The organism is Wenyingzhuangia sp. IMCC45574, from assembly GCF_054182685.1.
The window spans coordinates 526,539-549,396 of sequence record NZ_CM135169.1 but is presented as its reverse complement, the minus strand read 5'-3'; the positions used below and the strand labels follow the sequence as shown (position 1 = coordinate 549,396).

The 22,858-nt window shown below is 33.5% G+C and carries 20 protein-coding genes; 9 read left to right on the top strand and 11 right to left on the bottom strand.

Annotation, left to right across the window (positions count from 1 at the left end; genetic code table 11):
• Positions 1 to 41 precede the first annotated feature (41 nt).
• The 3 genes from ACXHHC_RS02480 (at position 42) to ACXHHC_RS02470 (ending at position 4,741) form a co-directional block, all read left to right on the top strand.
• Positions 42 to 1,559, top strand: a complete 1,518-nt coding sequence (locus ACXHHC_RS02480) for a DEAD/DEAH box helicase (protein ID WP_458228075.1) — start codon at positions 42 to 44, stop codon at positions 1,557 to 1,559.
• A gap of 77 nt (positions 1,560 to 1,636) precedes the next feature.
• On the top strand, positions 1,637 to 2,326 hold the full coding sequence (locus ACXHHC_RS02475; protein ID WP_458228074.1) for an OmpA family protein: 690 nt from the start codon (positions 1,637 to 1,639) through the stop codon (positions 2,324 to 2,326).
• A gap of 522 nt (positions 2,327 to 2,848) precedes the next feature.
• Entirely contained in the window at positions 2,849 to 4,741 is a 1,893-nt protein-coding gene (locus ACXHHC_RS02470; protein WP_458228073.1) for a hypothetical protein, read from the top strand.
• A 37-nt stretch (positions 4,742 to 4,778) separates the two neighbouring features.
• Here the strand turns inward: ACXHHC_RS02470 and ACXHHC_RS02465 are convergent, their stop codons facing one another.
• From ACXHHC_RS02465 to ACXHHC_RS02445, 5 genes are all read right to left on the bottom strand, one after another.
• Positions 4,779 to 5,258 carry a hypothetical protein gene (locus ACXHHC_RS02465; protein ID WP_458228072.1) on the bottom strand — a complete coding sequence of 160 codons (480 nt, stop codon included), beginning with the start codon at positions 5,256 to 5,258 and terminating at the stop codon, positions 4,779 to 4,781.
• Positions 5,259 to 5,360: 102 nt separating this feature from the next.
• Positions 5,361 to 5,831: a hypothetical protein gene (locus tag ACXHHC_RS02460; protein WP_458228071.1), complete on the bottom strand. Its 471-nt coding sequence runs from the start codon at positions 5,829 to 5,831 to the stop codon at positions 5,361 to 5,363.
• Between the two features lie 90 nt (positions 5,832 to 5,921).
• On the bottom strand, positions 5,922 to 7,085 hold the full coding sequence (locus ACXHHC_RS02455) for a sigma-54-dependent transcriptional regulator (protein ID WP_458228070.1): 1,164 nt from the start codon (positions 7,083 to 7,085) through the stop codon (positions 5,922 to 5,924).
• Between the two features lie 6 nt (positions 7,086 to 7,091).
• Positions 7,092 to 8,339, bottom strand: a complete 1,248-nt coding sequence (locus ACXHHC_RS02450; RefSeq protein ID WP_458228069.1) for an ABC transporter permease — start codon at positions 8,337 to 8,339, stop codon at positions 7,092 to 7,094.
• The gene (locus ACXHHC_RS02445) at positions 8,332 to 9,255 is read right to left on the bottom strand and encodes an ABC transporter ATP-binding protein (protein WP_458228068.1); all 924 of its coding nucleotides are present in this window, start codon (positions 9,253 to 9,255) and stop codon (positions 8,332 to 8,334) included. The genes ACXHHC_RS02450 and ACXHHC_RS02445 overlap by 8 nt, the downstream gene beginning before the upstream one ends.
• Positions 9,256 to 9,426: 171 nt before the next feature.
• Between ACXHHC_RS02445 and ACXHHC_RS02440 the strand changes: the two genes are divergently transcribed.
• The 4 genes from ACXHHC_RS02440 (at position 9,427) to ACXHHC_RS02425 (ending at position 15,547) form a co-directional block, all read left to right on the top strand.
• Positions 9,427 to 9,900, top strand: coding sequence for a MarR family winged helix-turn-helix transcriptional regulator (locus ACXHHC_RS02440; protein WP_458228067.1), 474 nt, complete (start codon positions 9,427 to 9,429; stop codon positions 9,898 to 9,900).
• A 2-nt stretch (positions 9,901 to 9,902) separates the two neighbouring features.
• Entirely contained in the window at positions 9,903 to 12,305 is a 2,403-nt protein-coding gene (locus tag ACXHHC_RS02435) for a 3-hydroxyacyl-CoA dehydrogenase NAD-binding domain-containing protein (protein WP_458228066.1), read from the top strand.
• 97 nt (positions 12,306 to 12,402) lie between these two features.
• Entirely contained in the window at positions 12,403 to 13,587 is a 1,185-nt protein-coding gene (locus ACXHHC_RS02430) for an acetyl-CoA C-acyltransferase (protein WP_458228065.1), read from the top strand.
• Positions 13,588 to 13,753: 166 nt separating this feature from the next.
• Positions 13,754 to 15,547 carry an acyl-CoA dehydrogenase family protein gene (locus tag ACXHHC_RS02425; protein WP_458228064.1) on the top strand — a complete coding sequence of 598 codons (1,794 nt, stop codon included), beginning with the start codon at positions 13,754 to 13,756 and terminating at the stop codon, positions 15,545 to 15,547.
• A gap of 107 nt (positions 15,548 to 15,654) precedes the next feature.
• Here the strand turns inward: ACXHHC_RS02425 and ACXHHC_RS02420 are convergent, their stop codons facing one another.
• The 6 genes from ACXHHC_RS02420 to ACXHHC_RS02395 all read right to left on the bottom strand — a co-directional run bounded on the left by ACXHHC_RS02420 (position 15,655) and on the right by ACXHHC_RS02395 (position 21,167).
• Complete coding sequence (locus tag ACXHHC_RS02420; protein ID WP_458228063.1) at positions 15,655 to 15,810, bottom strand: hypothetical protein; 156 nt, start codon at positions 15,808 to 15,810, stop codon at positions 15,655 to 15,657.
• Positions 15,811 to 15,813: 3 nt separating this feature from the next.
• On the bottom strand, positions 15,814 to 16,302 hold the full coding sequence (locus ACXHHC_RS02415; protein ID WP_458228062.1) for a YchJ family protein: 489 nt from the start codon (positions 16,300 to 16,302) through the stop codon (positions 15,814 to 15,816).
• 37 nt (positions 16,303 to 16,339) lie between these two features.
• Positions 16,340 to 17,209: a hypothetical protein gene (locus ACXHHC_RS02410; protein ID WP_458228061.1), complete on the bottom strand. Its 870-nt coding sequence runs from the start codon at positions 17,207 to 17,209 to the stop codon at positions 16,340 to 16,342.
• A gap of 82 nt (positions 17,210 to 17,291) precedes the next feature.
• Positions 17,292 to 19,064 carry a translational GTPase TypA gene (typA, locus tag ACXHHC_RS02405; protein WP_458228060.1) on the bottom strand — a complete coding sequence of 591 codons (1,773 nt, stop codon included), beginning with the start codon at positions 19,062 to 19,064 and terminating at the stop codon, positions 17,292 to 17,294.
• A gap of 330 nt (positions 19,065 to 19,394) precedes the next feature.
• Positions 19,395 to 19,913, bottom strand: coding sequence for a hypothetical protein (locus tag ACXHHC_RS02400; protein WP_458228059.1), 519 nt, complete (start codon positions 19,911 to 19,913; stop codon positions 19,395 to 19,397).
• Positions 19,914 to 19,916: 3 nt separating this feature from the next.
• Positions 19,917 to 21,167 carry a metallophosphoesterase gene (locus ACXHHC_RS02395; RefSeq protein ID WP_458228058.1) on the bottom strand — a complete coding sequence of 417 codons (1,251 nt, stop codon included), beginning with the start codon at positions 21,165 to 21,167 and terminating at the stop codon, positions 19,917 to 19,919.
• 127 nt (positions 21,168 to 21,294) lie between these two features.
• Between ACXHHC_RS02395 and aroB the strand changes: the two genes are divergently transcribed.
• Positions 21,295 to 22,356, top strand: a complete 1,062-nt coding sequence (gene aroB / locus ACXHHC_RS02390) for a 3-dehydroquinate synthase (protein WP_458228057.1) — start codon at positions 21,295 to 21,297, stop codon at positions 22,354 to 22,356.
• Positions 22,357 to 22,516: 160 nt separating this feature from the next.
• Entirely contained in the window at positions 22,517 to 22,858 is a 342-nt protein-coding gene (locus ACXHHC_RS02385; RefSeq protein ID WP_458228056.1) for a DUF1801 domain-containing protein, read from the top strand.

Here is a 22,858-nt window from a genome sequence, read left to right as displayed (position 1 = left end):
TTTAAAAACTGCGTAGTTTTGCAAAACGGAAAAAAAACAACATGAAATTAGAAGTACCTGATCAAGCTCCTAAAACCAAGCAGTTATACGATTACCAGCAAGATAATATCGACAAGGTTTTTGAGAAAATTGAAAAGAAATCATCACATTATAACTTAGTGTTTCAGCTGCCTACGGGAGGAGGAAAGACCGTAATCTTTTCGGAGATTGCAAGACGTTTCATCAAAGAGAAACAGAAAAAAGTTTTAATTCTAACACACCGTATAGAATTAAGTAGTCAGACTTCTAAAATGTTAGACGAATTTGGTGTGTCTAATAAGGTGATTACTAGTGATGTAAAATCTTTAGACGATCAAGGAGATTTTATGTGTTTTGTAGCCATGGTAGAGACTTTAAAAAACAGGTTAAATGATGACTTGTTAGATATGAGGGATATCAGCATGGTAATTATTGATGAAGCGCACTACAATTCATTTAGAAAATTATTCAAATATTTTCAGGACTGTTTTATTTTAGGAGTAACGGCAACCCCGTTGAGTTCTAATATAAAGCTACCAATGAACGAAATTTATGATGAGTTATTGGTAGGGGAGCCTATATCAACCTTAATAGACCGTGGTTTCTTGGCCAAAGCAACTACTTATACATACGATGTTGCCTTGGGAGGATTAAAAGTAGGTATTAACGGAGATTATACCGTAAAATCTTCGGACGACCTGTATACCAGTAACTTAATGCAAGACAAACTGGTAAGTGCATATGTAGAAAAATCACTAGGGAAGAAGACACTTATCTTTAATAATGGTATTAACACTTCTTGGCATGTGTACGATACTTTTAAAGCTGCAGGATATAACAATGTACGTCACTTAGACAACACATTCTCTAAGCAGGAGCGAAGTGAGATATTAAAATGGTTTAAAGAAACTCCCGATGCTATTTTAACTTCGGTAAGTATTTTAACTACAGGTTTTGATGAGCCTAGTGTAGAAACAATTATCTTAAACAGAGCAACTAAATCAATTACTTTGTACTATCAGATGATTGGTCGTGGTTCTCGTGTAACAGGTGATAAAAAATATTTTAATGTAATCGACTTAGGAAACAATGCAGCTCGTTTTGGGTTGTGGAGTGCACCAATTAACTGGAAACGTATTTTTAAATCTCCTGATTATTATTTAGACAACTTAATTAATGATGAGGAAATTGAACGTCAGTTTGTGTATGACATGCCTAAGGAGGTTAGAGCAAAGTTCGCAAATTCTGAAAACATTACATTTAAAGTAAAAGAAGAGTACGATAAGGCTATCAAGAGGGGAATCAAATCAAAAATAGTATTAGACAAGTCTGTAGAACAGCACGCGCAAATGTGTTATGAAAACGCAGAAGATGTTTTTGATGCCAGAGATTTAGCGATTTTGTTAGACGATGATATAAAGGATAGAATTAAAAAGTATTCGCATTATATGATTAAGAGTACTAAAAATTATATCATGTGGTTAGAAGAAGACTACAAGCGAAAGTTGAATACTTCTATTAACATGAAATTTAAAGAATAGTAAAGAAATCCTAAACAATGTTTAGGATTTTTCTTTGATGTTTGTTATATTTTTACTTCACAAAATAAATATTTACAATGAAAAAATTATTTAGAAATACACTACTTGTTTGTTTAAGCGCAAGTATGTTTGTAGGATGTTCTAGTATGAATAGTGCAACTAAAGGAGGTTTGTTAGGATCTGGTGCAGGAGCCGCTATTGGAGCAGGAATTGGAGCTTTAATTGGAGGTAAGAAAGGAGCAGCTATTGGAGCAATTAGTGGTGCTGCTGTAGGTGGTACAACAGGTATTATTATAGGTAAGAAAATGGATAAACAAGCTGAGGAATTAAGAAATTCTATTCCTGGAGCGCAAGTTTATAGAGTTGGTGAAGGAATTGACGTTGTTTTTGATGAAGGAGCAGGAATTTATTTTGCATCGAATCAATCTAAGATCAATGCATCTACCAAAGCAACATTAGATAAATTGGCTGTTGTATTAAAGAAATACCCAGACACGAATTTATTTGTAGACGGACATACAGACTCAGATGGTTCTGATGATTTAAACTTGAAATTATCTTATGCACGTGCAAACGCTGTTGCAGATTATTTAAAAGCGCATGGAGTTCCTGCGAATAGATTCTCTGTTAAAGGTGATGGAGAAGCGTATCCAATTGCTGATAATTCTACAGCAGCTGGTAAAGCTAAAAACAGAAGAGTTGAATTGGCAATTGTTGCTAACGAAACAATGAAAAAGCAAGCGGAAGCAGAAGCTAAATTAAAATAATAGATTAGGGCTGATTGATTTCAGTCCTTTCTTTATAATATTCTATTTAACATAATATAAATTATAAGTTAAAGTTGAAGCTTCATATAAATAGCACTAATATTGCTCAATACACTTTTTTTTAGAATTACTGAGAATCTCGTACACTATATAATGGTACATCTTTTTTAAAATATAAGATTCTCATCAATCAATATAAAGTTCTATATGTAATTTTGAGTCAATAAAATTGAGAAATACACCCTAGGTGTTTCAACACAAATAAAAATCCCCAAACGCAATAATGCATCTGGGGATCAAACAGCTTTACAGCTAACTAACTTTTAAATTCCTTCTTACTACAAAGATAGTTTGCGTGTATTGTTTGGGTATGTCTGTCTATTTATAAAAAATGCTTATGGGTAAATTTTAAAACGTATGAACTACTTTTTTAACGATACATAGTGTTTTTTAAGAGTGTTAATATGGTTCATTTCAAAACTGAATTGTAGTTTTAGCATCGTAAATTGCTAATCAATTACTATGAAACATTACTTTATTATTTTAATGTGTTTGTTTGTAAGTGCTACAATACATTCGCAAGAAGAAAACTATGGAATTACCACTGTTTTTAAACAAGACCCTAGAATTATTTGTAACGAATGTTTGCAAACTTTTGCTAGAATGCCAAAAGAAGTTCAATTCTCTATAGAGAGAGATGCTGATGATAATCTGTATTTTCAGATTAATGACAAAAGTTGGGTTAAAAAGTTATTTGTAAACAAAAAAGATGGAATTGCAATAGATGTAGTTTCTAAAAAGCGTTATGCGTGTGGTCAAAAACAAGAAGATAGCCAAATTAGAGGTGTCTTATTACCTCCTGTTTATGCTAGTAAGCTAAAAAGAAAATTAAGCCCTTCCCCTATTGGTAAAGATAGATTTAGAACTTGGGTAGGAAAAGTTCCTGCGGAACTTAAAGACGAAGTATTAGAGTTTAATATCTTGTTTCTTAACAATAATAATTTATGTAGGTATCAGACCTTTTTTAATTTACAAGCTTATACTTGGGATTTGTTAGATATGGGGATGTATTTAGATTCCTTAACCTACAAGCCTAAATTAGAAGCTGTTTCTAAAGACGATGCTTATAGAATGAAATATAAAACCTTACGTTTTACCATTCCTTTTAAAAAGAATAAAGCAGACTATTCGCAGGCTGATATCAAACCTGTTTACGACTCTCTTCGTTTGACAGATTACGACATTAGACAAATTGATATTCATGCTTATGCTTCTGTTGAAGGGAATTTAGAACGTAATTTAAGCTTACAAGATAAAAGAGCCAATAGTATTGTTGCTGCCTTACAGACTTTTCAAAAAGAATTGATTGTGCCAAATGTGAGTTCTTCGGAAAACTGGGTAGAGTTTATGATTGATATTGAGGGAACTAAATATCAAGATTTACAGCAGTTGAATAAAAGCGAAATCAAAGCCAAATTAAAAAAAGGACTTTCTTCTAAATTAGAGCCTTACCTTAAAAATCATAGAAAAGCAGTAATAAACCTTAAATTAGAAAAAAAGGATAAGTATAAAGAGAAAGATGTTCCTACATTGATCGCTCTTTTTAATAGGGTTGTTAAAACCAAAAAAGAAGAAGCCTTAGACATACAAAACTCAATTTTTGAAAAGTTAAAAGGAAAGGAATCCAATCCAGATATTTTAAATAAAATGGAAATTCCCAATCAGAAAATATTTATAGATTTTCAAAATAAAAACACCTCTTTTGAATACCTATTAGATGAAAGAAATTTAAGAATCACTAATTCCAAACTTAAAAAACTAGAAAAATTAGATCCAAAAAACAAAAAAGTTAAGTACAACTTAATGGTGTTAAAGTTTAAATACTGGAGGTATAATGTAGATGAGCCTATAGATCCAAAGAAGTTTAAAAAAGAGATACTAAATCTAAGTACATATGGAGTCGAAAAATCGTTGATTGATAGAATGTTGGTGAATTACCATATTATTAAAAGTGAAAAGGATATGCGTAAAAGAAATTATAAAGAAAAAGACATTTCTGTAGCGTTTATCTATAATAATTTTAAAAACACACAAATGTCTGATAGTGATTATTTGAGTCTGGCTCAGTATTTAACCTATTATGCTAACCTTAAAAAAGCCGAACGTATTTTAACAGATAAGGTAAAAAGTATAGATGTAGAAGAAAATTTATTGTTTTACTATTTAAACCTAACAATTATAGATAAGGAATTGACAAAAACAACAGATTACAGAACCATTATGTTGAATGCAATTAATAGAAATCCAGAAAAGTTTTGTTCTATTTTTAACGCGAATAAAAGTGGTGGGGTAACTTTTCAGTTGTTGGTAGATGATTATTTAAAAGATACTTATTGTGAAAATTGTAAGCAATAATACATAGCTAAATTAAGTCAAATAAAAAAAGGAGCGTTTAACACGCTCCTTTTTTTATAGTAAAATGTTTTCTTAGTAAAAACCAACAGCTAATAACTAATATTACAGAGCATATGGCTGCTCCAATGGTGGTCTCGTAACTAATATTTACCAAAGGAGGATTTCTGGTGTGAAAATAATAAGTAAAATCAAACTGCTTTGGGAATAAGATAGCCAGGTACAGTTTCTTATCTATCACATCCATTAAATTGGCCATAAAGAAACCAAAGAAAGCCAGTTTTAGAGCTTTAAAGCCATTAAAACACATCAATAGCATTGCTACTATAAATATACTCGTTTCTATAGATAGCATCTCTAACATACTCTTATAACTAGCTTCTCCTATATAATCTAGTAGATAATGCGAGCCAAAGGCAAGAATACCACCAATCCAATAGGTTCTTTTCTCATTTTTTGTAATAAGATACGTTGTGGTTAGAATGGCAATACCAATGGTACCGTGTGTGTTGCAGTGCATGTTTTTACGGCTTTATGCTTTAGGCAATAGGCTTTTTGTTGTAAAGTTAGGATACTCGATGACCATAAGCCTAAAACATACGGGCCTATAGCTTACAGCATCCTAAGAAGGCCACAAAGCATTATCGTCGTCATCCCACTGTACTCCCATTTGAATTTCTTTTAAAACTTCATGATCAAACCAAAAGAACAAATTAGCGGCATCTACATCTATCAATTCATGTTTTGGGAACTCCTCGGTAGAATAATCCTCAAACTCCATTTCTCCTAGCTTGTGTTCTTCTATAAAGTCCTGTACTTGTTGAATGTTTTGCCCTATCAGTCCTACTCCATTCAATTCAAATTTGCTAGAGTTGATGGTAATTGTTTCTAGTCTCCAGTTTTCTTCTTCATCAAAAGAAAAAGAAACTCCATGGTTTTCGTAATCCCAAGTTTCTACAGCATCACCAGTATCAAACTGTTTTTCTATCTCTTTTTCGGTTGGAATTCCTAAAATACTTAAAACGTCTTCTTTTAACATTCCAAATTTTATTGCTCCAACCCCTACTCCTATTTTTATTGCTGTGTTTTCCATATTATTTAGCTGTTAGCTATTTGCCTTTGACCTTTTGCAGTTGCACTATAAAAAAGCTAACTGCCCAAAGCTAAGGACTAAAAGTTTAATTTATTTACTTGCAAACATTTTAACATCTGTTGCACTAATTTCTTGTTCTCCAAGAATTAACAAACGCTCTACCACATTTCGTAATTCACGAATATTTCCTGTCCAGTTGTAGTCTTGCAAATGCGCTATGGCTTCTGTAGAGAAGTTTTTAGGCACTGTACCTTGCTCTTTGGCAATCTTTGCTGTAAAGTGACTTATTAGTAATGGAATATCGTCTCTTCTGTCGTTTAACGCAGGTACTTTAATTAAAATTACTGCCAAACGGTGGTATAAATCTTCTCTAAATCTACCTTCAGCTATCTCTTTTCTTAGGTCTTTATTTGTTGCAGCAAGTACACGAACATTCACGTTAATGTCTTTGTCAGAACCTACTCTACTAATTTTGCTTTCTTGCAAAGCACGTAGTACTTTAGCCTGTGCAGACAAGCTCATGTCTCCAATCTCATCTAAGAAAATGGTTCCTCCGTTAGCGGCTTCAAATTTACCAGCACGGTCTTTGTTTGCTCCTGTAAAAGATCCTTTTACATGTCCAAAAAGCTCACTCTCAATTAGTTCAGAAGGTATTGCAGCACAATTTACTTCTATCATAGGAAACTTAGAGCGATCACTTAAATCGTGTAAACGATGTGCTACTAATTCTTTTCCAGTACCATTAGGTCCTGTAATTAATACACGAGCATCGGTAGGAGCAACTTTATCAATCATATTTTTAATATGACTAATAGGTTCAGACTCCCCTATCATCTCGTATTTCTTACTTACCTTTTTCTTAAGAATCTTATTGGCTACAATTAGCTTTTTCTGATCTAAAGCGTTTCTTACGGTATTTAACAACCTATTTAAGTCTGGCGGTTTAGATATGTAATCAAAAGCACCTAATCGCATGGTTTGTACTGCGGTGTCTAAATCACCATGCCCCGAAATCATAATTACGGGAATCTCTGGTTTTATTTGTTTTAGTTTTTCCAGCACCTCTACTCCATCCATCTTAGGCATTTTAATATCACAAAGGATCAGATCAAAATCTTGCTCCTCTACTATTTTTAATCCTAAAACACCATCTTCTGCTTCTTCTACACTGTATGTTTTATTTTCGTCTGCAATAATTCGTTTTAAAACACGTCTAATTGCTGCTTCATCTTCAATAATTAATATTCTACTCATAAAAATTTATATTTTTTGAAAAACCCACTGTATTAGCTGTTTTATACTTGGTTTATTTCCGTCTGTTAAGATACCAATTCTATATATTTTACTAGCAATAAATACAGTAGTAACAAAGCTACCCAATAATAGTGCCAAGGACAAAATTATTTCCCAAGTTGGTACTCCAAAAGGGATTCGCATTGGTAAGATAATAGGCGATGTAAACGGTATAAATGTAAATAGTTGTGCGGTGTCGCTATGTGGATTTCCTTCTACAATAGTTACAATACCAATATATACTGCAAACATTAAAGGTAATAAGATAGGATGCACAAATTGCTGCGTGTCTGTTTCGCTATTTACTGCAGCTCCAACAGAGGCGTAAAAGCTACTGTATAAGAGATAACCAGAAACAAAAAAGCATATAAATACTAGGATGATTTCGGTGTAATTAATACTCCAAAGTGTTTCAAATATCAACGCTATTTTTTCAGAATTACCTCCTTCTGTTGGCGAGAATTTCTGAATGATACTAAGTCCAACAAACAACAATAATCCCCAAATAAAAAACTGTAATAAGCCTGCCAAAGCATTACCAATAATTTTTCCTAACATTAATTGATAAGGTTTAACAGTACAGACCATAATCTCTATAACCTTGCTGTTTTTTTCTTCTATAATACTACGCATTACAGCATTTCCGTAGATAATTACAAACATCATCATAATGTAACCAGAACCAATAGCTACAATGCCTTTTACCCACTTTGTAATTTCTTTTTTAGTATTGTTTACATGTATTATGTGTACAGGAGATGGGTTGGTGATGGTGTTGATAACTCCGGTTTCAATATTGTTAGATTTTAGGTATTGTATTTTCCAATTGCGTTCTAGTATTTTTTTAAGAGACTGTTTGGGTGTTTTTTTATCTCCATAAACTTCTAAAATTTCTAGATTTTCGTCTGTATATACCACTCCATTGTATTCCTCTGCATCTACTAAAGATTTTGCTTCTTTAAAAGTGAGGTTGGGGTCTATAAACACACTTAATTTAGGATGTGTTTTTTGTATTTCGGCTATTATTTTTGGAGAGGTAATTGTAATTAATGAGGTTTTCTTATAGTTTGCTTTCTTTTCCTTACCTACAAAGTAAAAAATAGCACTTGCCATACCAATCATTAATAACGGGCTAAGAAAAATCAAAATTAAGTAAGCTTTGCTTCTTACTTTGGTAATGAACTCTCTTTTTATGATGAGCAATAAATTATGCATTCTCTATGGTTTTAATAAAAATTTCTTGAAGACTTGGTATGTGTTGCTTGTACAATTCCAAGGTTCCAATGTTTAAGATCGCTTTTTGCAGTTGTTCTTTGTTTTCTAAGAGATCAATCACCTCTAAATGAATGGTTGTTTCATTCTTTGTGGTGATGTTAGTCTCGTAATTAGTATTGTCTAAGAACTGAGCTAATTGTTCTTCGCTGTAATTCAATAAGCCAATTTCATAGACTGCTTGAGAGTTTTCTTTTTGAATCGTTTCGATACTTCCCTCCAACAATATATTTCCTTGATGAATAAGGCATAAAGCATCACACATTTCTGCTACAGATTCCATTCTGTGAGATGAGAAAATGACCGTAGTTCCTTTGGCGGCCAATTCTTTAATCTCGTTGGCAATTAAATTTGCGTTGATAGGATCAAAACCACTAAATGGTTCGTCTAGAATTAGCAAATCTGGTTTGTGTAACACCGTAATTATAAACTGAACTTTCTGAGCCATCCCTTTAGACAGATCTTCTATTTTTTTTCGTTTCCAATCAGAAATTCCAAAACGATCTAACCAGTAATCTAAAGAAATTGAGGCTTCTTTTTTAGACATTCCTTTTAGTTGTCCAAAATACAGAGCCTGCTCTTCTATAGACATGTTTTTATATAAACCTCTTTCTTCGGGTAAATAGCCTACTTTGGCAACCTCCTTAGAGGTCATCTTACGATCTTTAAAATAGATACAACCACTATCAGCTTCAATAATTTTATTTAGAATACGAATTAAAGTTGTTTTACCTGCTCCATTCTGTCCAATTAAACCATAAATACTTCCTTTAGGAACTTTGGTAGAAATGGAGTTCAACGCGACTTTATCTTTATAAGTCTTTTGTAAATCTTCTATACTTAAAATATAGTCTTGCATTCAAAAAGTTTTTTTGCAGTGTAAATATATTATCAAACCAATACAATTCACTAAATTAATACTTAAAAAAATAAATATTATTTACAATTACGACTCTGTTTTGCTGTGATAAATCAAATTTTCCATATACATAATTTAATATCTGATATTTTTTAGCATAAAAAACTATGCATGCATACTAAATTTTGCTTATATTTAAGCATGCTAGAAAAAAATAACATCGTTTCGTTTGATTATTTGTATCGTTCTACTTGGCAAAGCATAAGTAAAATGTATAACGAGGAAGCCGTCAAAAAAGATAGTTTAATGACGATTGGCTTTGTTTTGATAAATATTCATTACAAAAAGGGGACTCCATCTACTCTATTAGGGCCAAGCATGGGGATTGAATCCACTAGCTTATCAAGAACATTAAAAAAAATGGAAGCGCAAGATTTAATTTATAGAGAAGCAAATCCTGATGATGGAAGAAGTGTTTTGATAAAATTAACAAGCAAAGGAAAAGAACAACGAGAGATTTCTAAACAGATTGTCTTACAGTTTAACAAGACAATTCAAGAAAATCTAACACAAAAACAGATAGATGCCTTTTTGGAAGTAAGTGAAACTATCCAAGAATTGATTCAACAAAAATTAATTTTTTAAGTATGAAGAGACAAATTAAAAAAGTAGCGGTGATAGGTTCTGGAATCATGGGTTCTGGTATTGCTTGTCATTTTGCGAATATTGGTTTGCAAGTACTCCTTTTAGATATAGCTCCTAAAGAGTTAACGGAAAAAGAAGAACAAAAAGGTTTGGATTTAAATCACCCAGCAGTAAAGAATAGAATTGTAAACACAAATCTACAAGCAGCTATTAAATCTAACCCAGCACCACTCTACAACAAAGCTTTTGCCAATAGAATCGTAACAGGAAATTTAGAGGAAGATATTGCTAAGATTAAAGACGTGGATTGGGTAATAGAAGTGGTGGTTGAAAGGCTAGATATTAAACAAAAGGTTTTTGAGTTGATTGAAAAACACAGAGAACCAGGAACTTTAATAACTAGTAATACATCTGGAATTCCAATTCAGTTTATGAATATTGGTCGTTCTCAGGATTTTAGAGAGCATTTTGCAATTACACATTTCTTTAATCCACCTAGATACTTAAAATTATTTGAAGTTGTTCCTGGGCCAGATTGCAACCAAGAGGTAATTGATTTCTTGATGAATTTTGGAGCTAAATTTTTAGGGAAAACAGCCGTTTTAGCGAAAGATACTCCTGCATTTATAGGAAACCGAATCGGGATTTTCGGAATTATGAGCATGCTTCATATTGTAAAAGAGTTAGGTTTAACTGTTGAGCAAGTAGACAAATTAACCGGACCTGTAATTGGAAGACCTAAGTCTGCCACATTTAGAACGGTTGACGTGGTTGGTTTAGATACGTTGGTACATGTGGCTAATGGTTTGTCAGAAAATTGTAAAAACGATGAAGCGTTAGAGTTGTTTCAACTTCCAGACTTTATGCAGTCTATGTTAGATAATAAATGGTTGGGAAGTAAAACAAAACAAGGGTTTTACAAAAAAGACGTAGATCATAAAGGGACTAAAGTAATTAAGGCTCTTAATTTAGATACTTTAGAATATCACCCTTCGGAGAAAGCTTCCTTTCAAACATTAAACGCTACAAAAACAATAGAAAATGTTTCTGATCGTTTTAAAATTTTAATCGCTGGACAAGACAAAGCGGGTGAGTTTTATAGAAAGACATTTGGAGCATTGTTTGCTTATGTATCGAATAGAATACCAGAAATATCGGATGATATTTACAAAATAGATGAAGCCATGAAAGCTGGTTTTGGCTGGCAACATGGTCCTTTTGAAATTTGGGATGCCATTGGATTGGAAAAAGGTATAAAATTAATACAACAAGAGAATTTACACTATGCTCCTTGGGTAGAGGAACTGGTAGAATCTGATAGTAATTCGTTTTATTCTGTGGTTGATGGTAAAAAATACTATTACAATATAGATACCAAGTCTCAGGCTAAAGTGCCTGGACAAGAAAGTTTTATCATTTTAGACAATATCAGAAAATCGGAGACTATTTGGTCTAATTCAGAGGCTGCAATACAGCACTTGGGAGACGGTGTGTTGAATGTAGAGTTTAGGTCTAAAATGAATACACTAGGAAGTGGTGTACTACAAGCTATTAATAAAGGAATAGACTTGGCAGAATCTAAGTACGATGCCGTGATTTTAGGAAATCAAGCTCAAAACTTTTCTGTAGGTGCCAACCTTGCCATGGTATTTATGTTGGCAGTAGAACAAGAATACGATGAATTGAATTTTGCGGTTCAATATTTTCAAAATACGGTAATGAGAATGCGTTATTCTTCTTGCCCTACACTGATTACACCAAGAGGATTGACCTTAGGAGGTGGATGTGAATTAAGTTTACATGCAGATAAAGTAATTGCTGCTGCCGAAACATACACCGGTTTAGTCGAATTTGGTGTGGGTGTAATTCCTGGAGGTGGTGGAACCAAAGAAATGGCTAAAAGGGTTTCTGATAGCGTTTTAAAAGACGATGTGAAATTAAACAGAATGAGAGAAGCATTCATCAATATTGCAATGGCCAAAGTAGCGACCTCTGCATATGAAGCTTTTGATTTGGGATATTATACACTACACAAAGATTTGGTAGTTGTAAATGACAACCAACAAATAGCAACTGCAAAAAGACACGCAGTACAGATGTTAGAAGATGGGTACCTTACTCCTGCTCCACAAAAAGTAAAAGTTTTAGGGCAGCAAGTATTAGGAATGTTTCAGGTAGGAGCCGATAGCTTAGTTGCGGGTAAATATGCTTCTGAGCACGATAGATTGATAGCAAACAAGCTTGGATACGTAATGGCAGGTGGAGATTTATCAGAACCTACAGAGGTGTCGGAACAGTATTTATTGGATTTAGAACGAGAAGCTTTCCTATCTCTTTTAGGAGAAAGAAAAACCTTGGAAAGAATTCAGCACATGTTAAAAACAGGGAAACCGTTGAGGAATTAAATTGGCTTTAAGCCTTAAGCTATAAGCTGTAGGCTAAAACAAATCATGAAAAAACGTTGCTTAGAGCCTAACGCTTAAAGCATAAAGCATCAAAACAATGAAAACAGCATATATAGTAAAAGGATATAGAACAGCCGTAGGAAAAGCACCTAAAGGATTGTTTCGTTTTAAAAGACCGGATGAGTTGGCCGCTGAAACCATCGCATATTTATTAGAGAATGTTCCAGAATTGAACAAGGAACGTGTAGATGATGTAATAGTAGGAAATGCAATGCCAGAAGCAGAACAGGGATTAAATATAGGGAGATTGATTTCTTTAATGGGGTTAAAGATAAATGATGTAGCGGGTATGACAGTAAATAGATACTGTGCATCGGGATTAGAAACCATTGCCATTGCTGCTGCTAAAATTCAATCAGGAATGGCAGATTGTATCATTGCAGGTGGTGTAGAAAGTATGTCTTACATTCCAATGGGAGGTTATAAGCCCTCTCCTAATTACCATGAAACAAAAGAAGGGAATGAAGATTATTATTGGGGAATGGGGTTAACAGCCGAAGCGGTTGCAACTCGATTTAAAGTGCCTAGAGACAAACAAGATGAATTTGCATTTAATTCACATCAAAAAGCATTAAAAGCACAAGCAGAGAATTTATTTCAAGAGGACATTGTACCTATTGATGTAGAAGAAATTTTCATTAACAATTCTGGTAAAAAAGATACTAGAAAGTATACTGTTACTAAAGATGAAGGGCCAAGAAAAGATACATCTATACAAGCCTTAGCAAAATTAAGACCTGTATTTGCAAATAAAGGTTCTGTAACTGCGGGGAATTCTTCACAAATGAGTGATGGTGCTGCATTTGTATTGGTGATGAGCGAAGAAATGGTTAAAGAGTTAAATCTAGAACCTGTAGCGCGTTTGGTTTCTTTTGCAGCAGCAGGTGTAGATCCTAAAATTATGGGGATTGGTCCTGTTATGGCAGTACCTAAAGCTTTAAAACAAGCGGGTTTAACTAAAAACGACATTGATTTAATTGAGTTGAATGAAGCTTTTGCGTCTCAATCTTTAGCGGTTATTAATGAACTAGGATTGAATCCAGATATTGTAAATGTGAATGGTGGAGCTATTGCCTTAGGGCATCCGTTAGGGTGTACAGGAGCTAAATTATCGGTTCAGTTGATTAATGAAATGAGAAGGAGAAAAAGCAAATATGGTATGGTAACCATGTGTGTAGGTACTGGTCAAGGAGCCGCTGGAGTTTATGAGTTTTTAAAGTAAAACCGATGGTTTTATGCTTTAAGCTTTACGCTCTAGGCTTTAAGCGATAAAAAGAACTCAAAAAAGAAAATAATAGCATATTGCTTACTGCATAAAGCATACAGCTACAAAAATATTGTTTAACACTAAGCCTTGGCGTATAGACTAAGGTCTAAAGCAAAATATTATGAGCACATTAAAAGGAGGAGCATTTATTGTTCAACAAACAGAAGCAAAAGATGTTTTTATTGTGGAGGATTTTACGGAAGAGCAAGTGATGATGAAAGAGTCTGTAAAAGAGTTTATAGACCGTGAAGTTTGGCCACATAAAGAACGTTTTGAAAATAAAGATTATGCTTTTACCGAAGAATTAATGGTGAAAGCTGGAGAAATGGGATTCTTAAGTATAGCCGTTCCAGAAGCATATGGTGGTATGGGAATGTCATTTATGTCTACCATTTTAGTATGTGATTATATATCTGGTGCTACAGGTTCTTTTGCTACAGCTTTTGGAGCACATACAGGTATTGGAACCATGCCAATAGTATTGTATGGTACAGAAGAACAAAAACAAAAATATGTGCCACAGTTGGCTATGGGAGAATGGTTTGGTGCTTATTGTTTAACAGAACCAGGAGCAGGATCTGATGCCAATTCTGGAAAGACAAAAGCGGTTTTATCCGACGATGGTACACATTATAAAATTTCGGGTCAGAAAATGTGGATTTCGAATGCTGGTTTCTGTAGTTTAATGATTGTATTTGCTAGAATTGAGGATGATAAAAACTTAACCGCTTTTATCATTGAATATGATGCAGAAAATCCGAATGGAATAACATTAGGAGAAGAAGAAAAGAAATTAGGGATTAGGGCCTCCTCTACCCGACAAGTTTTCTTTAATGAAACGATAGTTCCAGTAGAAAATATGCTTTCTGAAAGACAGAACGGATTTAAGATAGCATTGAATATTTTGAATATAGGACGAGTGAAATTAGCTTCTGCATGTTTGGATGCTTGTAGAAGGGTTATTAGCAATTCGGTTTCTTATGCCAACGAACGCAAACAGTTTGGAACGTCTATAGCTAGCTTTGGTGCTGTGCAAGAAAAACTTGCTCTAATGACTACTAAAACATTTGTAACAGAATGTGGTGTGTATAGAGCAGCAGGTGATATTCAACAGAAAATAGATGCTTTAGTAGCTGGAGGAATGAATCATCAGCAGGCAGAATTAAAGGGAGTTGAGGATTTTGCTCTAGAGTGTGCCATTCTAAAAGTATACGGTTCTGAGGTTGGGCAATTTGTTTCTGATGAAGGTTTACAGATTTATGGAGGAATGGGATTCTCTGAAGACACACCTATGGAAGCTGCTTGGAGAGATGCTCGTATTTCTAGAATATATGAAGGAACAAACGAAATCAACCGATTGTTAACGGTGGGTATGCTAATTAAGAAAGCTTTAAAGGGGGAAATTGATTTGATGACCCCTGCTATGGCTATTGCGGGTGATCTTATGGGAATACCTTCGTTTGACACACCAGACTACGCTAAGTTGTTTTCTGAAGAGAAGGATATTTTAGAAAACTTAAAGAAAGTATTCTTAATGGTTGCAGGTAAAGCTGTGGAGAAATACGGAATGGAGTTGGAAAAACAGCAAGAGTTAATTTTATGTGCAGCCGAAATTTTAATGGAGGTTTACATGGCTGAGTCGACCTTGTTAAAGACTGAGAAATTAGTAGCAAAAACTTCTGAAGAAGCAGCGACTTTACAAATAGCAATGACAAAGCTAAACTTATTCAATGCTGTAGAAAAGATTATTAATAAAGGGAAAGAAGCTATTATTTCCTTTACGGAGAATGATGAACAACGTATGTTGTTAATGGGGTTAAAAAGATTTACAAAGTATCAAAACTTCCCTAATATTATTGCTTTAAAGAAAGAAATAGCCAAAGCTGTAATTGATAACAACGAGTACCCTTGTTAAATTAGTATTAAAACTGCTTTTTTGCAGTTTATAATTGCGAATATTCTTATATTTGTAATGTAAATTTAGGTTGAATGAAATTTACTTAAAATCCGAAACTGAGCTCACTACTTTGTTTCGGATTTTTTTATTTGCTCTTTTAGTAATTTCAATCTTTCCTTATGAGCATTTTCTTTTTCTCTAAGCTTGTTTTTCTTTCGGTCCATTAGCTTGGAGTGCTTAGACTTGTTTTTAGTGTTTTTATCGCTTCCTGATTTTGCCATAACTTAGTATTTGTGTATTCCATCAATATAGGTCCAGTGTCCATTCTCTTTTACAAAACGTGATGTTTCATAAATTTCTTCCTGTAGCTTCTTTTCAAAGAAATAGGCTCTAAATGTAACAAAACCTTCTTCTTTATTTACACTAGATGCTTCTATAATTTCTAACTTAATCCACGCTACACTTTTAGCCCATGCCGCTATTTCTCTTTTTTCGTCAACAGGTCTTGTGGAAGAATGATGGCTTAGCATTAGGAATTCAATATTCCCCATAACATAGGCAGTATACCTAGACTTCATTAGATCTAAAGGTGTAGCGGCTTTATGAATGTCTTTGTGAATTACTTCACAACAGGTTTTGTATGATTTTTTAGAACCACAAGAGCAAACCACCCCTTCTCTATTCGCATTTGTTTTTGCTTCTAGATTAAAATGAGACTTTTTTGCTTCTTGTCTCTCTTTTTGTTTCTGAACTAACTTGGAAAATTTTGACATATCTTGATATACTGCAAAAATAGAAAAGTATGCTGTTTTATTTGCTTAACGACAGTAAAAACAGTTTAGGCTTGCGTTTGTAACGCTTTCCTTCTACTTTTTCATTAGATCTTTCTCTACTAACATAAAATTCTTTTGAATTTTTCCATACAATAGCCTCCACTTGGTTTGCTATTCCTATTTCTTTAAACAAATCAATGCGTTTAAATGTATGATGTGTAAAGTCGCTTTCTTTTATTTGAATAAGGTAGGTCCTATAATCTCTATCATAGCCAGTACCCATAAACGTTTTATTTGTGGGATTATAGTCTATTGAGGTAAGCATACAATTTATAGGAATGCTGTTTTCTTTTAAAGCATTGTAGTCTCCTTCTTCCTTTAAAATGGAGTATACATTTGTTTTAAAGTTGCCCCAGTTTTTTGTAAACAACAATATTTTGTCTTTATAGACTGTAATTGCTTCACAATCAAAGTTGGTAGTGTGCTTTTGTTCGCTAAAATCTTTTTGATCTTCGTAGTGAAAGTGTATTTTTTGAGCTTTAACAAACTCTTTGGTCTTTACATCGTTGATGAGAACTTTATAAATAACTAAATCGTTCCTATTTCCTTTATTGTTTCCCGTATCACCAATATATATAAAACGATCATCAGACGTAATAGACTCCCAGTCTTCGTTTGTAGCATTAGTTATGCTTACAGTTCTTTTAATTACTCCTGAGCTAGTACTAACAATATATAATTCTGGTTTACCTCCAGAATCGTTAAAGGTTACGATGTCGTTGTTTAATAGTGCAATACCGGAATTTTCCTTTAGAGTATTGGGGAAAGTTAGCTTTTTATGAATGTTTATTTTTTGGGAATATCCTAGCTGTAGGCTAAAAATAAATAAGAAAACAAGAAATCTCATAGCAGTACTTTAAATGTAATTTGAAAGTATAAAAAAACTCCTTCAAATTAATGAAGGAGTTTCAATTTTTATGATAAAAAAATTATCCTTTGAAATTAATCTTACGCATACGTAAGTTTTCAGGTGTAATTTCTAAATATTCATCTTCTCTAATGTATTCCATACACTCTTCTAAAGAGTAATCAATTTTTGGTGCAATTTTAACTGCATCATCGTTACCAGCAGAACGTACGTTAGATAATTTCTTTCCTTTGATCAAGTTTACAGCCATATCATCAGACTTACTGTTTTCTCCAACTACCTGTCCTTTGTAGATTTCTTGGTTAGGATCAATAAAGAATTTACCTCTATCTTGTAATCTATCAATAGCATATGCAGTAGCTTTACCAGTTTCAGAAGAAACAATAGCTCCTTTTAATTCTTCTGGGAACTCTCCTTTGTAAGGTCCGTACTCAGAAAAACGGTGGTTAATAATTGCCTGACCAGCAGTAGCAGTTAAGATTTTGTTTCTTAAACCAATTAAACCTCTAGAAGGAATTGTAAACTCTAAGTGTTGTAAATCTCCTTTTGGCTCCATAACCATTAAGTCTCCTTTACGTAAAGAAACTAAGTTTACAGCTTTAGAAGATACATCTTCTGGTACATCGATCGTTAATGTTTCGTATGGTTCACTCTTAACACCATCAATCTCTTTTAAGATAACCTGAGGACGACCTACTTGTAGTTCATATCCTTCACGTCTCATTGTTTCAATTAATACAGATAAGTGTAATACTCCACGTCCAAATACGTTGAACTTATCTTCGGTGTCCGTTTCCTCAACTCTTAACGCTAAGTTTTTCTCTAATTCCTTAAATAAACGATCACGTAAGTGTCTAGAAGTAACAAATTTTCCTTCTTTACCAAAGAAAGGAGAGTTGTTAATAGTAAACAACATACTCATTGTAGGTTGGTCAATCTCTGTTCTAGGTAATGCTTCAGGATTTTCTAAATCTGCAATTGTATCACCAATTTCAAAATCATCAATACCTGTAATAGCACAAATGTCTCCACAAGGTACTTTTTCTACCTGACGTTTCCCCATTCCTTCGAATACGTGTAATTCTTTAATTCTAACTTTTTTAGTAGAACCGTCTGCTTTACACAACATGTAATCTTTATTTACTTCTAAGTCTCCACGGAAAATACGTCCGATAGCAATTCTTCCTTTAAATGAAGAGAAGTCTAATGAAGTAATTTGCATCTGAGGAGTACCTTCGTTGTATTTTGTAGCTGGGATAGATTCTAAAACAGCATCTAATAAAGGTACGATGTCTGTAGTTTGATCTTTCCAGTCTGTACTCATCCAGTTGTTCTTAGCAGAACCATAGATTGTTGCAAACTCTAATTGCTCTTCACTAGCATCTAAAGCAAACATTAAGTCAAATACTTTCTCGTGTACTAAATCTGGAGTACAGTTTTCTTTATCTACTTTGTTTACAACAACAATAGGAGTTAATCCTAACTCAATTGCTTTTCCTAATACAAAACGAGTCTGTGGCATAGGACCTTCAAATGCATCTACTAATAACAAAACACCGTCTGCCATTTTTAATACACGCTCAACCTCTCCACCAAAATCGGCATGGCCAGGAGTATCAATTACATTAATTTTAGTTCCTTTATAGTTAACAGATACGTTCTTAGATAGAATTGTAATTCCTCTTTCACGTTCTAAATCGTTATTATCTAATAATAATTCAGTACGCTCTTTACGCTCGTCTAAAACTTTTGCTTGATCAATAATTTTATCTACCAAAGTAGTCTTACCGTGGTCTACGTGCGCAATAATAGCGATGTTTCTGATTTCTTGCATTGTTGTTCGTTAAATTTTCAAGCGCAAAAATAGGTAAAAGAACTCAGATAGATTCAATTATCAATGAACAATTAGCAATTTTCAATTAACAGTTAGAAATTAATATTTTACAATGTGAAATTAAGGGTAATACAACGTGTTTTTGTCAACTGTTATTTTGTTTGCTTTGCGAAAATACATGCTTTGATAAGAAGGCTGTTTTTAGTCAAAATCTACGATGCAAAAGAGGCCAGTAAGTGTAAAATATTAAAACAACGATTCGTTAATTCTTTTATAATGTCCTACCCTATTACTTTTATCTATTGTAAATTGTTCTTTGCCCTCTGAAAATCAGTTTACACTTAAAAAGTCTTCTGGAAAATCTTCTCCTAACTCTTTGGGGCTTAATTTACGACACATTTCAAAAGCGTTTTCAATAGCAATTTCTTCGGTCCATTTACCTATAACTATTTCGGGAGTTATAAATTGATAAGCAACGATTCCGTTGTACAAACTTTTATCTGCTTCGTAACAAAAATGGATTACCAATGTGTCGTTAAACACAAAACCATAGCCCGTTTGATGTTGTGAGCCTTCTATCAACCAACTAGCTTCTATCTGGTTGCTAATTAAGTCTATATTTAACAAGCCAGTGTAGTAACTGTCTGTGGCATCTGGATTTCCTCCTGCAATTTCGTATACCCCACAAACATTTACCATACTTAAATTAAAGTCGGGATTCTGTTCTGCATATTCCAACAATTCTAAACGTTTTACCAACTCCTCTTTTTTTTCTTTTCGTTGATGTAAAGCAAGTTTAGATTTACTGTACCAGTATTTAAGATTTTGTTGAAAGCTTCTTTGGTTCATAAACTAGGCATCTTGATGATTTAATGTAATAACGGTAATTTCTGGCCAAATTCCAACTCTTCCTGGGAATCCTAAGAAACCAAAACCTCTATTTACATATAAATACTGCTCTTTGTTATTGTATAAACCTGCCCAACGTTTGTATATATATTTTGAGGGACTCCACTTAAAACCAGGTATTTCTACTCCAAATTGCATTCCGTGGGTATGTCCTGATAATGTTAAATCTATATGTTGTTGATGTGGAATAACTTTTTCGTCCCAATGTGTAGGATCGTGAGACAATAAGACTTTAAAGTTGTCTGATTTGGCATCTTCCAATGCTTTGTCTAAATCTCCTTTCTGAGGAAATGGCGGTTTTCCCCAATTCTCTACTCCCACAATATCAATTTCTGCACCCTCCTTTTTAAGAGTTATGTTTCTGTTGTTTAACAACTCAAACCCCATGTCCTTTTGATGTGCAAATAAATCTAATAAGTTTTTCTGTTTCTCTTCTTTACTATTCCAACGTTTATGGGTTCCGTAATCGTGATTTCCTAAGGATGATATTTTCCCATACGGAGCACTTAATCCTCCAAATAAATCTTTATAAGGTACTATTTCATCAGCCTCGTTATTTACCAAATCCCCAGTAAACAATATTAAATCTGGATTCTGAGCCTGTATGATGTCTACCCCGTGTTTTACTTCGTTTATATCGTCAAAACTTCCTGAGTGTACATCGGAGATTTGTACAATTTTTAATCCGTCAAAAGCTTTGGGTAGGTTTTTAAAAGACAGGGAGACGTTTTTTACTTTATAATTGTATTTCCCTTTGGTAATACCGTAGAGCATGGATAAAAAAGGCACGCTTGCCAATCCCATTCCAACTTGTCCAATAAATTTTCTTCTGGAATCTAATGCTACGGGAGTTTCGGCATGAGAAAATATTCTCCATATAAATTTCCCAATATAAAGAACAATTCTAATAATATCGTCTAAGAAAGAAAACGCAACCAAGCCTATTTTAAGTATTACAAAGGCAAAAGTATAACCAAACCAAAGGTTCATCCACAAACTAGATTGTGAAGGTCTGTCATCAAACTTAGCCATAACTAAGACAAAACAACCATAACTTATAAGCATACTTATCCAATAGAACCATTTTAACCAAGGCCTTAAGCTGTTTTCTCTTAAAAAGCTTTTATAGCTTGTTAAAACATAAATATCTAAAACCACTAAAATGGCAACAAATATTAGAATTCTACGTATCATGTGTGCAGTTGTGTTGTTGAGTAAAAGTAATCATTTTTTAAGTAGACGTAAGAGCTTTCTTTTTATTGCAAATGCTGTATGAAAAAAAAATAATTTGACGTAATTTGCAGCCCAAATACAAAAGAATATGCAAACAATTATTTCTACAGGTTATCCTGTACATTTTCAAGAAACTGGATACAATGCTTTAAATGAATTCATCAATAAAAAAGGATTTAAAAAAGTATTTGTTTTAGTAGATGAGAATACACATGAACATTGTTTGCCAATTGTACAGCAAGAAATAGAGGCTGCTATTGAGTTTGAAGTTATTGAAATTGAATCTGGAGAAGTAAACAAAAACTTAGGTACTTGTATGAGTCTTTGGGAGGCTTTAACAGATTTAGGAGCCGATAGAAAGAGTTTGTTACTAAATATTGGTGGTGGTGTTATTACCGATATGGGTGGTTTTGTGGCTTCTTGTTACAAACGTGGGATTCAGTTTATCAATGTCCCTACTACTCTTTTAAGTATGGTAGATGCTTCTGTTGGAGGTAAAACAGGAGTGGATTTAGGAGTGTTAAAAAATCAGATTGGGCTATTTGCAGACCCTGAAATGGTTATTATAGATCCATTGTTCTTAAAAACATTACCAGAAAAAGAAATTACTTCAGGAACTGCGGAAATTATCAAATATGGATTGACTTACGATAAATCGTTGTGGGATCAGTTTTTAGAAGAAAGCGAGGTAGATTTAGTAGGAATGATTCACCGTTCTATTGAAATTAAAAACGAAGTAGTTTTAGAAGATAGATTAGAGTCTAATTTACGTAAGATTTTAAACTACGGGCATACTTTAGGACACGGAATTGAATCTTATTTCTTAGAATCTGAACACAAAGAGACCTTAACACACGGACAAGCAATTGCGGTTGGAATGATTACAGAGGCATATATCTCTTCTAAGCTTTTCGATTTCCCTCAAGAGGATTTAGAAGTCGTTAAGAGTACAATTGTAAGAATCTTTGGAACGATTCCTTTACTAAAAGAAGACTATCCTGCTATTATAGACTTAATGAAGCATGATAAGAAGAATGTAAACGGACAAGTTAACTTTGTATTGCTAGAAGGTATAGAAAAATATAAAATAGATTGTAAAGTCTCTGTTGATTTGATAGAGGAGGCTTTGGATTATTATTTAGAAGCTTAACATAATTGTCACTTCGAGTGCGAAGCGTATCGAGAAGTTATTTTAGCAATAAAAAAGTTCTCGATACAATTTTCTCATTCTTCGAAAACCACTCGAACTGACAAAAATTAAGACTTTCAATTTTTTGGCTCTTGATTCCTAAATCCAAAAATCTTAGAAAATGAACGAAATAGAACACTTTTTTGACAAACTGGAAGAGCCCAACAAAAGTGTGTTTTTGTTCTTAAAAGACTTTATTCTTAATTATCATGATGAGATTGAAGTTTATAGAAAGTGGGGACTTCCTTACCTCTACTTTAAAAAGAAACCTCTTTGTTATATTTGGAAGGATAAAAAGACCAACGAACCTTACTTAGGTTTTGCAAGAGGTTCTAAAATGAAACACCCTGCATTGGTTGCTGGAGACAGAACTGTTATTAAAATATTTCCTGTAAGCGCACATAAAGATATAGCTGTAGAAACCTTGTCCGAAATTTTGGACGAGGCTCTACAGCTCTATTAA

Coding starts and splice junctions, on each gene's coding strand:
- ACXHHC_RS02480 (WP_458228075.1), top strand. CDS start 42: ATGAAATTAGAAGTACCTGATCAAGCTCCTAAAACCAAGCAGTTATAC.
- ACXHHC_RS02475 (WP_458228074.1), top strand. CDS start 1,637: ATGAAAAAATTATTTAGAAATACACTACTTGTTTGTTTAAGCGCAAGT.
- ACXHHC_RS02470 (WP_458228073.1), top strand. CDS start 2,849: ATGAAACATTACTTTATTATTTTAATGTGTTTGTTTGTAAGTGCTACA.
- ACXHHC_RS02465 (WP_458228072.1), bottom strand. CDS start 5,258: ATGCACTGCAACACACACGGTACCATTGGTATTGCCATTCTAACCACA.
- ACXHHC_RS02460 (WP_458228071.1), bottom strand. CDS start 5,831: ATGGAAAACACAGCAATAAAAATAGGAGTAGGGGTTGGAGCAATAAAA.
- ACXHHC_RS02455 (WP_458228070.1), bottom strand. CDS start 7,085: ATGAGTAGAATATTAATTATTGAAGATGAAGCAGCAATTAGACGTGTT.
- ACXHHC_RS02450 (WP_458228069.1), bottom strand. CDS start 8,339: ATGCATAATTTATTGCTCATCATAAAAAGAGAGTTCATTACCAAAGTA.
- ACXHHC_RS02445 (WP_458228068.1), bottom strand. CDS start 9,255: ATGCAAGACTATATTTTAAGTATAGAAGATTTACAAAAGACTTATAAA.
- ACXHHC_RS02440 (WP_458228067.1), top strand. CDS start 9,427: ATGCATACTAAATTTTGCTTATATTTAAGCATGCTAGAAAAAAATAAC.
- ACXHHC_RS02435 (WP_458228066.1), top strand. CDS start 9,903: ATGAAGAGACAAATTAAAAAAGTAGCGGTGATAGGTTCTGGAATCATG.
- ACXHHC_RS02430 (WP_458228065.1), top strand. CDS start 12,403: ATGAAAACAGCATATATAGTAAAAGGATATAGAACAGCCGTAGGAAAA.
- ACXHHC_RS02425 (WP_458228064.1), top strand. CDS start 13,754: ATGAGCACATTAAAAGGAGGAGCATTTATTGTTCAACAAACAGAAGCA.
- ACXHHC_RS02420 (WP_458228063.1), bottom strand. CDS start 15,810: ATGGCAAAATCAGGAAGCGATAAAAACACTAAAAACAAGTCTAAGCAC.
- ACXHHC_RS02415 (WP_458228062.1), bottom strand. CDS start 16,302: ATGTCAAAATTTTCCAAGTTAGTTCAGAAACAAAAAGAGAGACAAGAA.
- ACXHHC_RS02410 (WP_458228061.1), bottom strand. CDS start 17,209: ATGAGATTTCTTGTTTTCTTATTTATTTTTAGCCTACAGCTAGGATAT.
- typA (WP_458228060.1), bottom strand. CDS start 19,064: ATGCAAGAAATCAGAAACATCGCTATTATTGCGCACGTAGACCACGGT.
- ACXHHC_RS02400 (WP_458228059.1), bottom strand. CDS start 19,913: ATGAACCAAAGAAGCTTTCAACAAAATCTTAAATACTGGTACAGTAAA.
- ACXHHC_RS02395 (WP_458228058.1), bottom strand. CDS start 21,167: ATGATACGTAGAATTCTAATATTTGTTGCCATTTTAGTGGTTTTAGAT.
- aroB (WP_458228057.1), top strand. CDS start 21,295: ATGCAAACAATTATTTCTACAGGTTATCCTGTACATTTTCAAGAAACT.
- ACXHHC_RS02385 (WP_458228056.1), top strand. CDS start 22,517: ATGAACGAAATAGAACACTTTTTTGACAAACTGGAAGAGCCCAACAAA.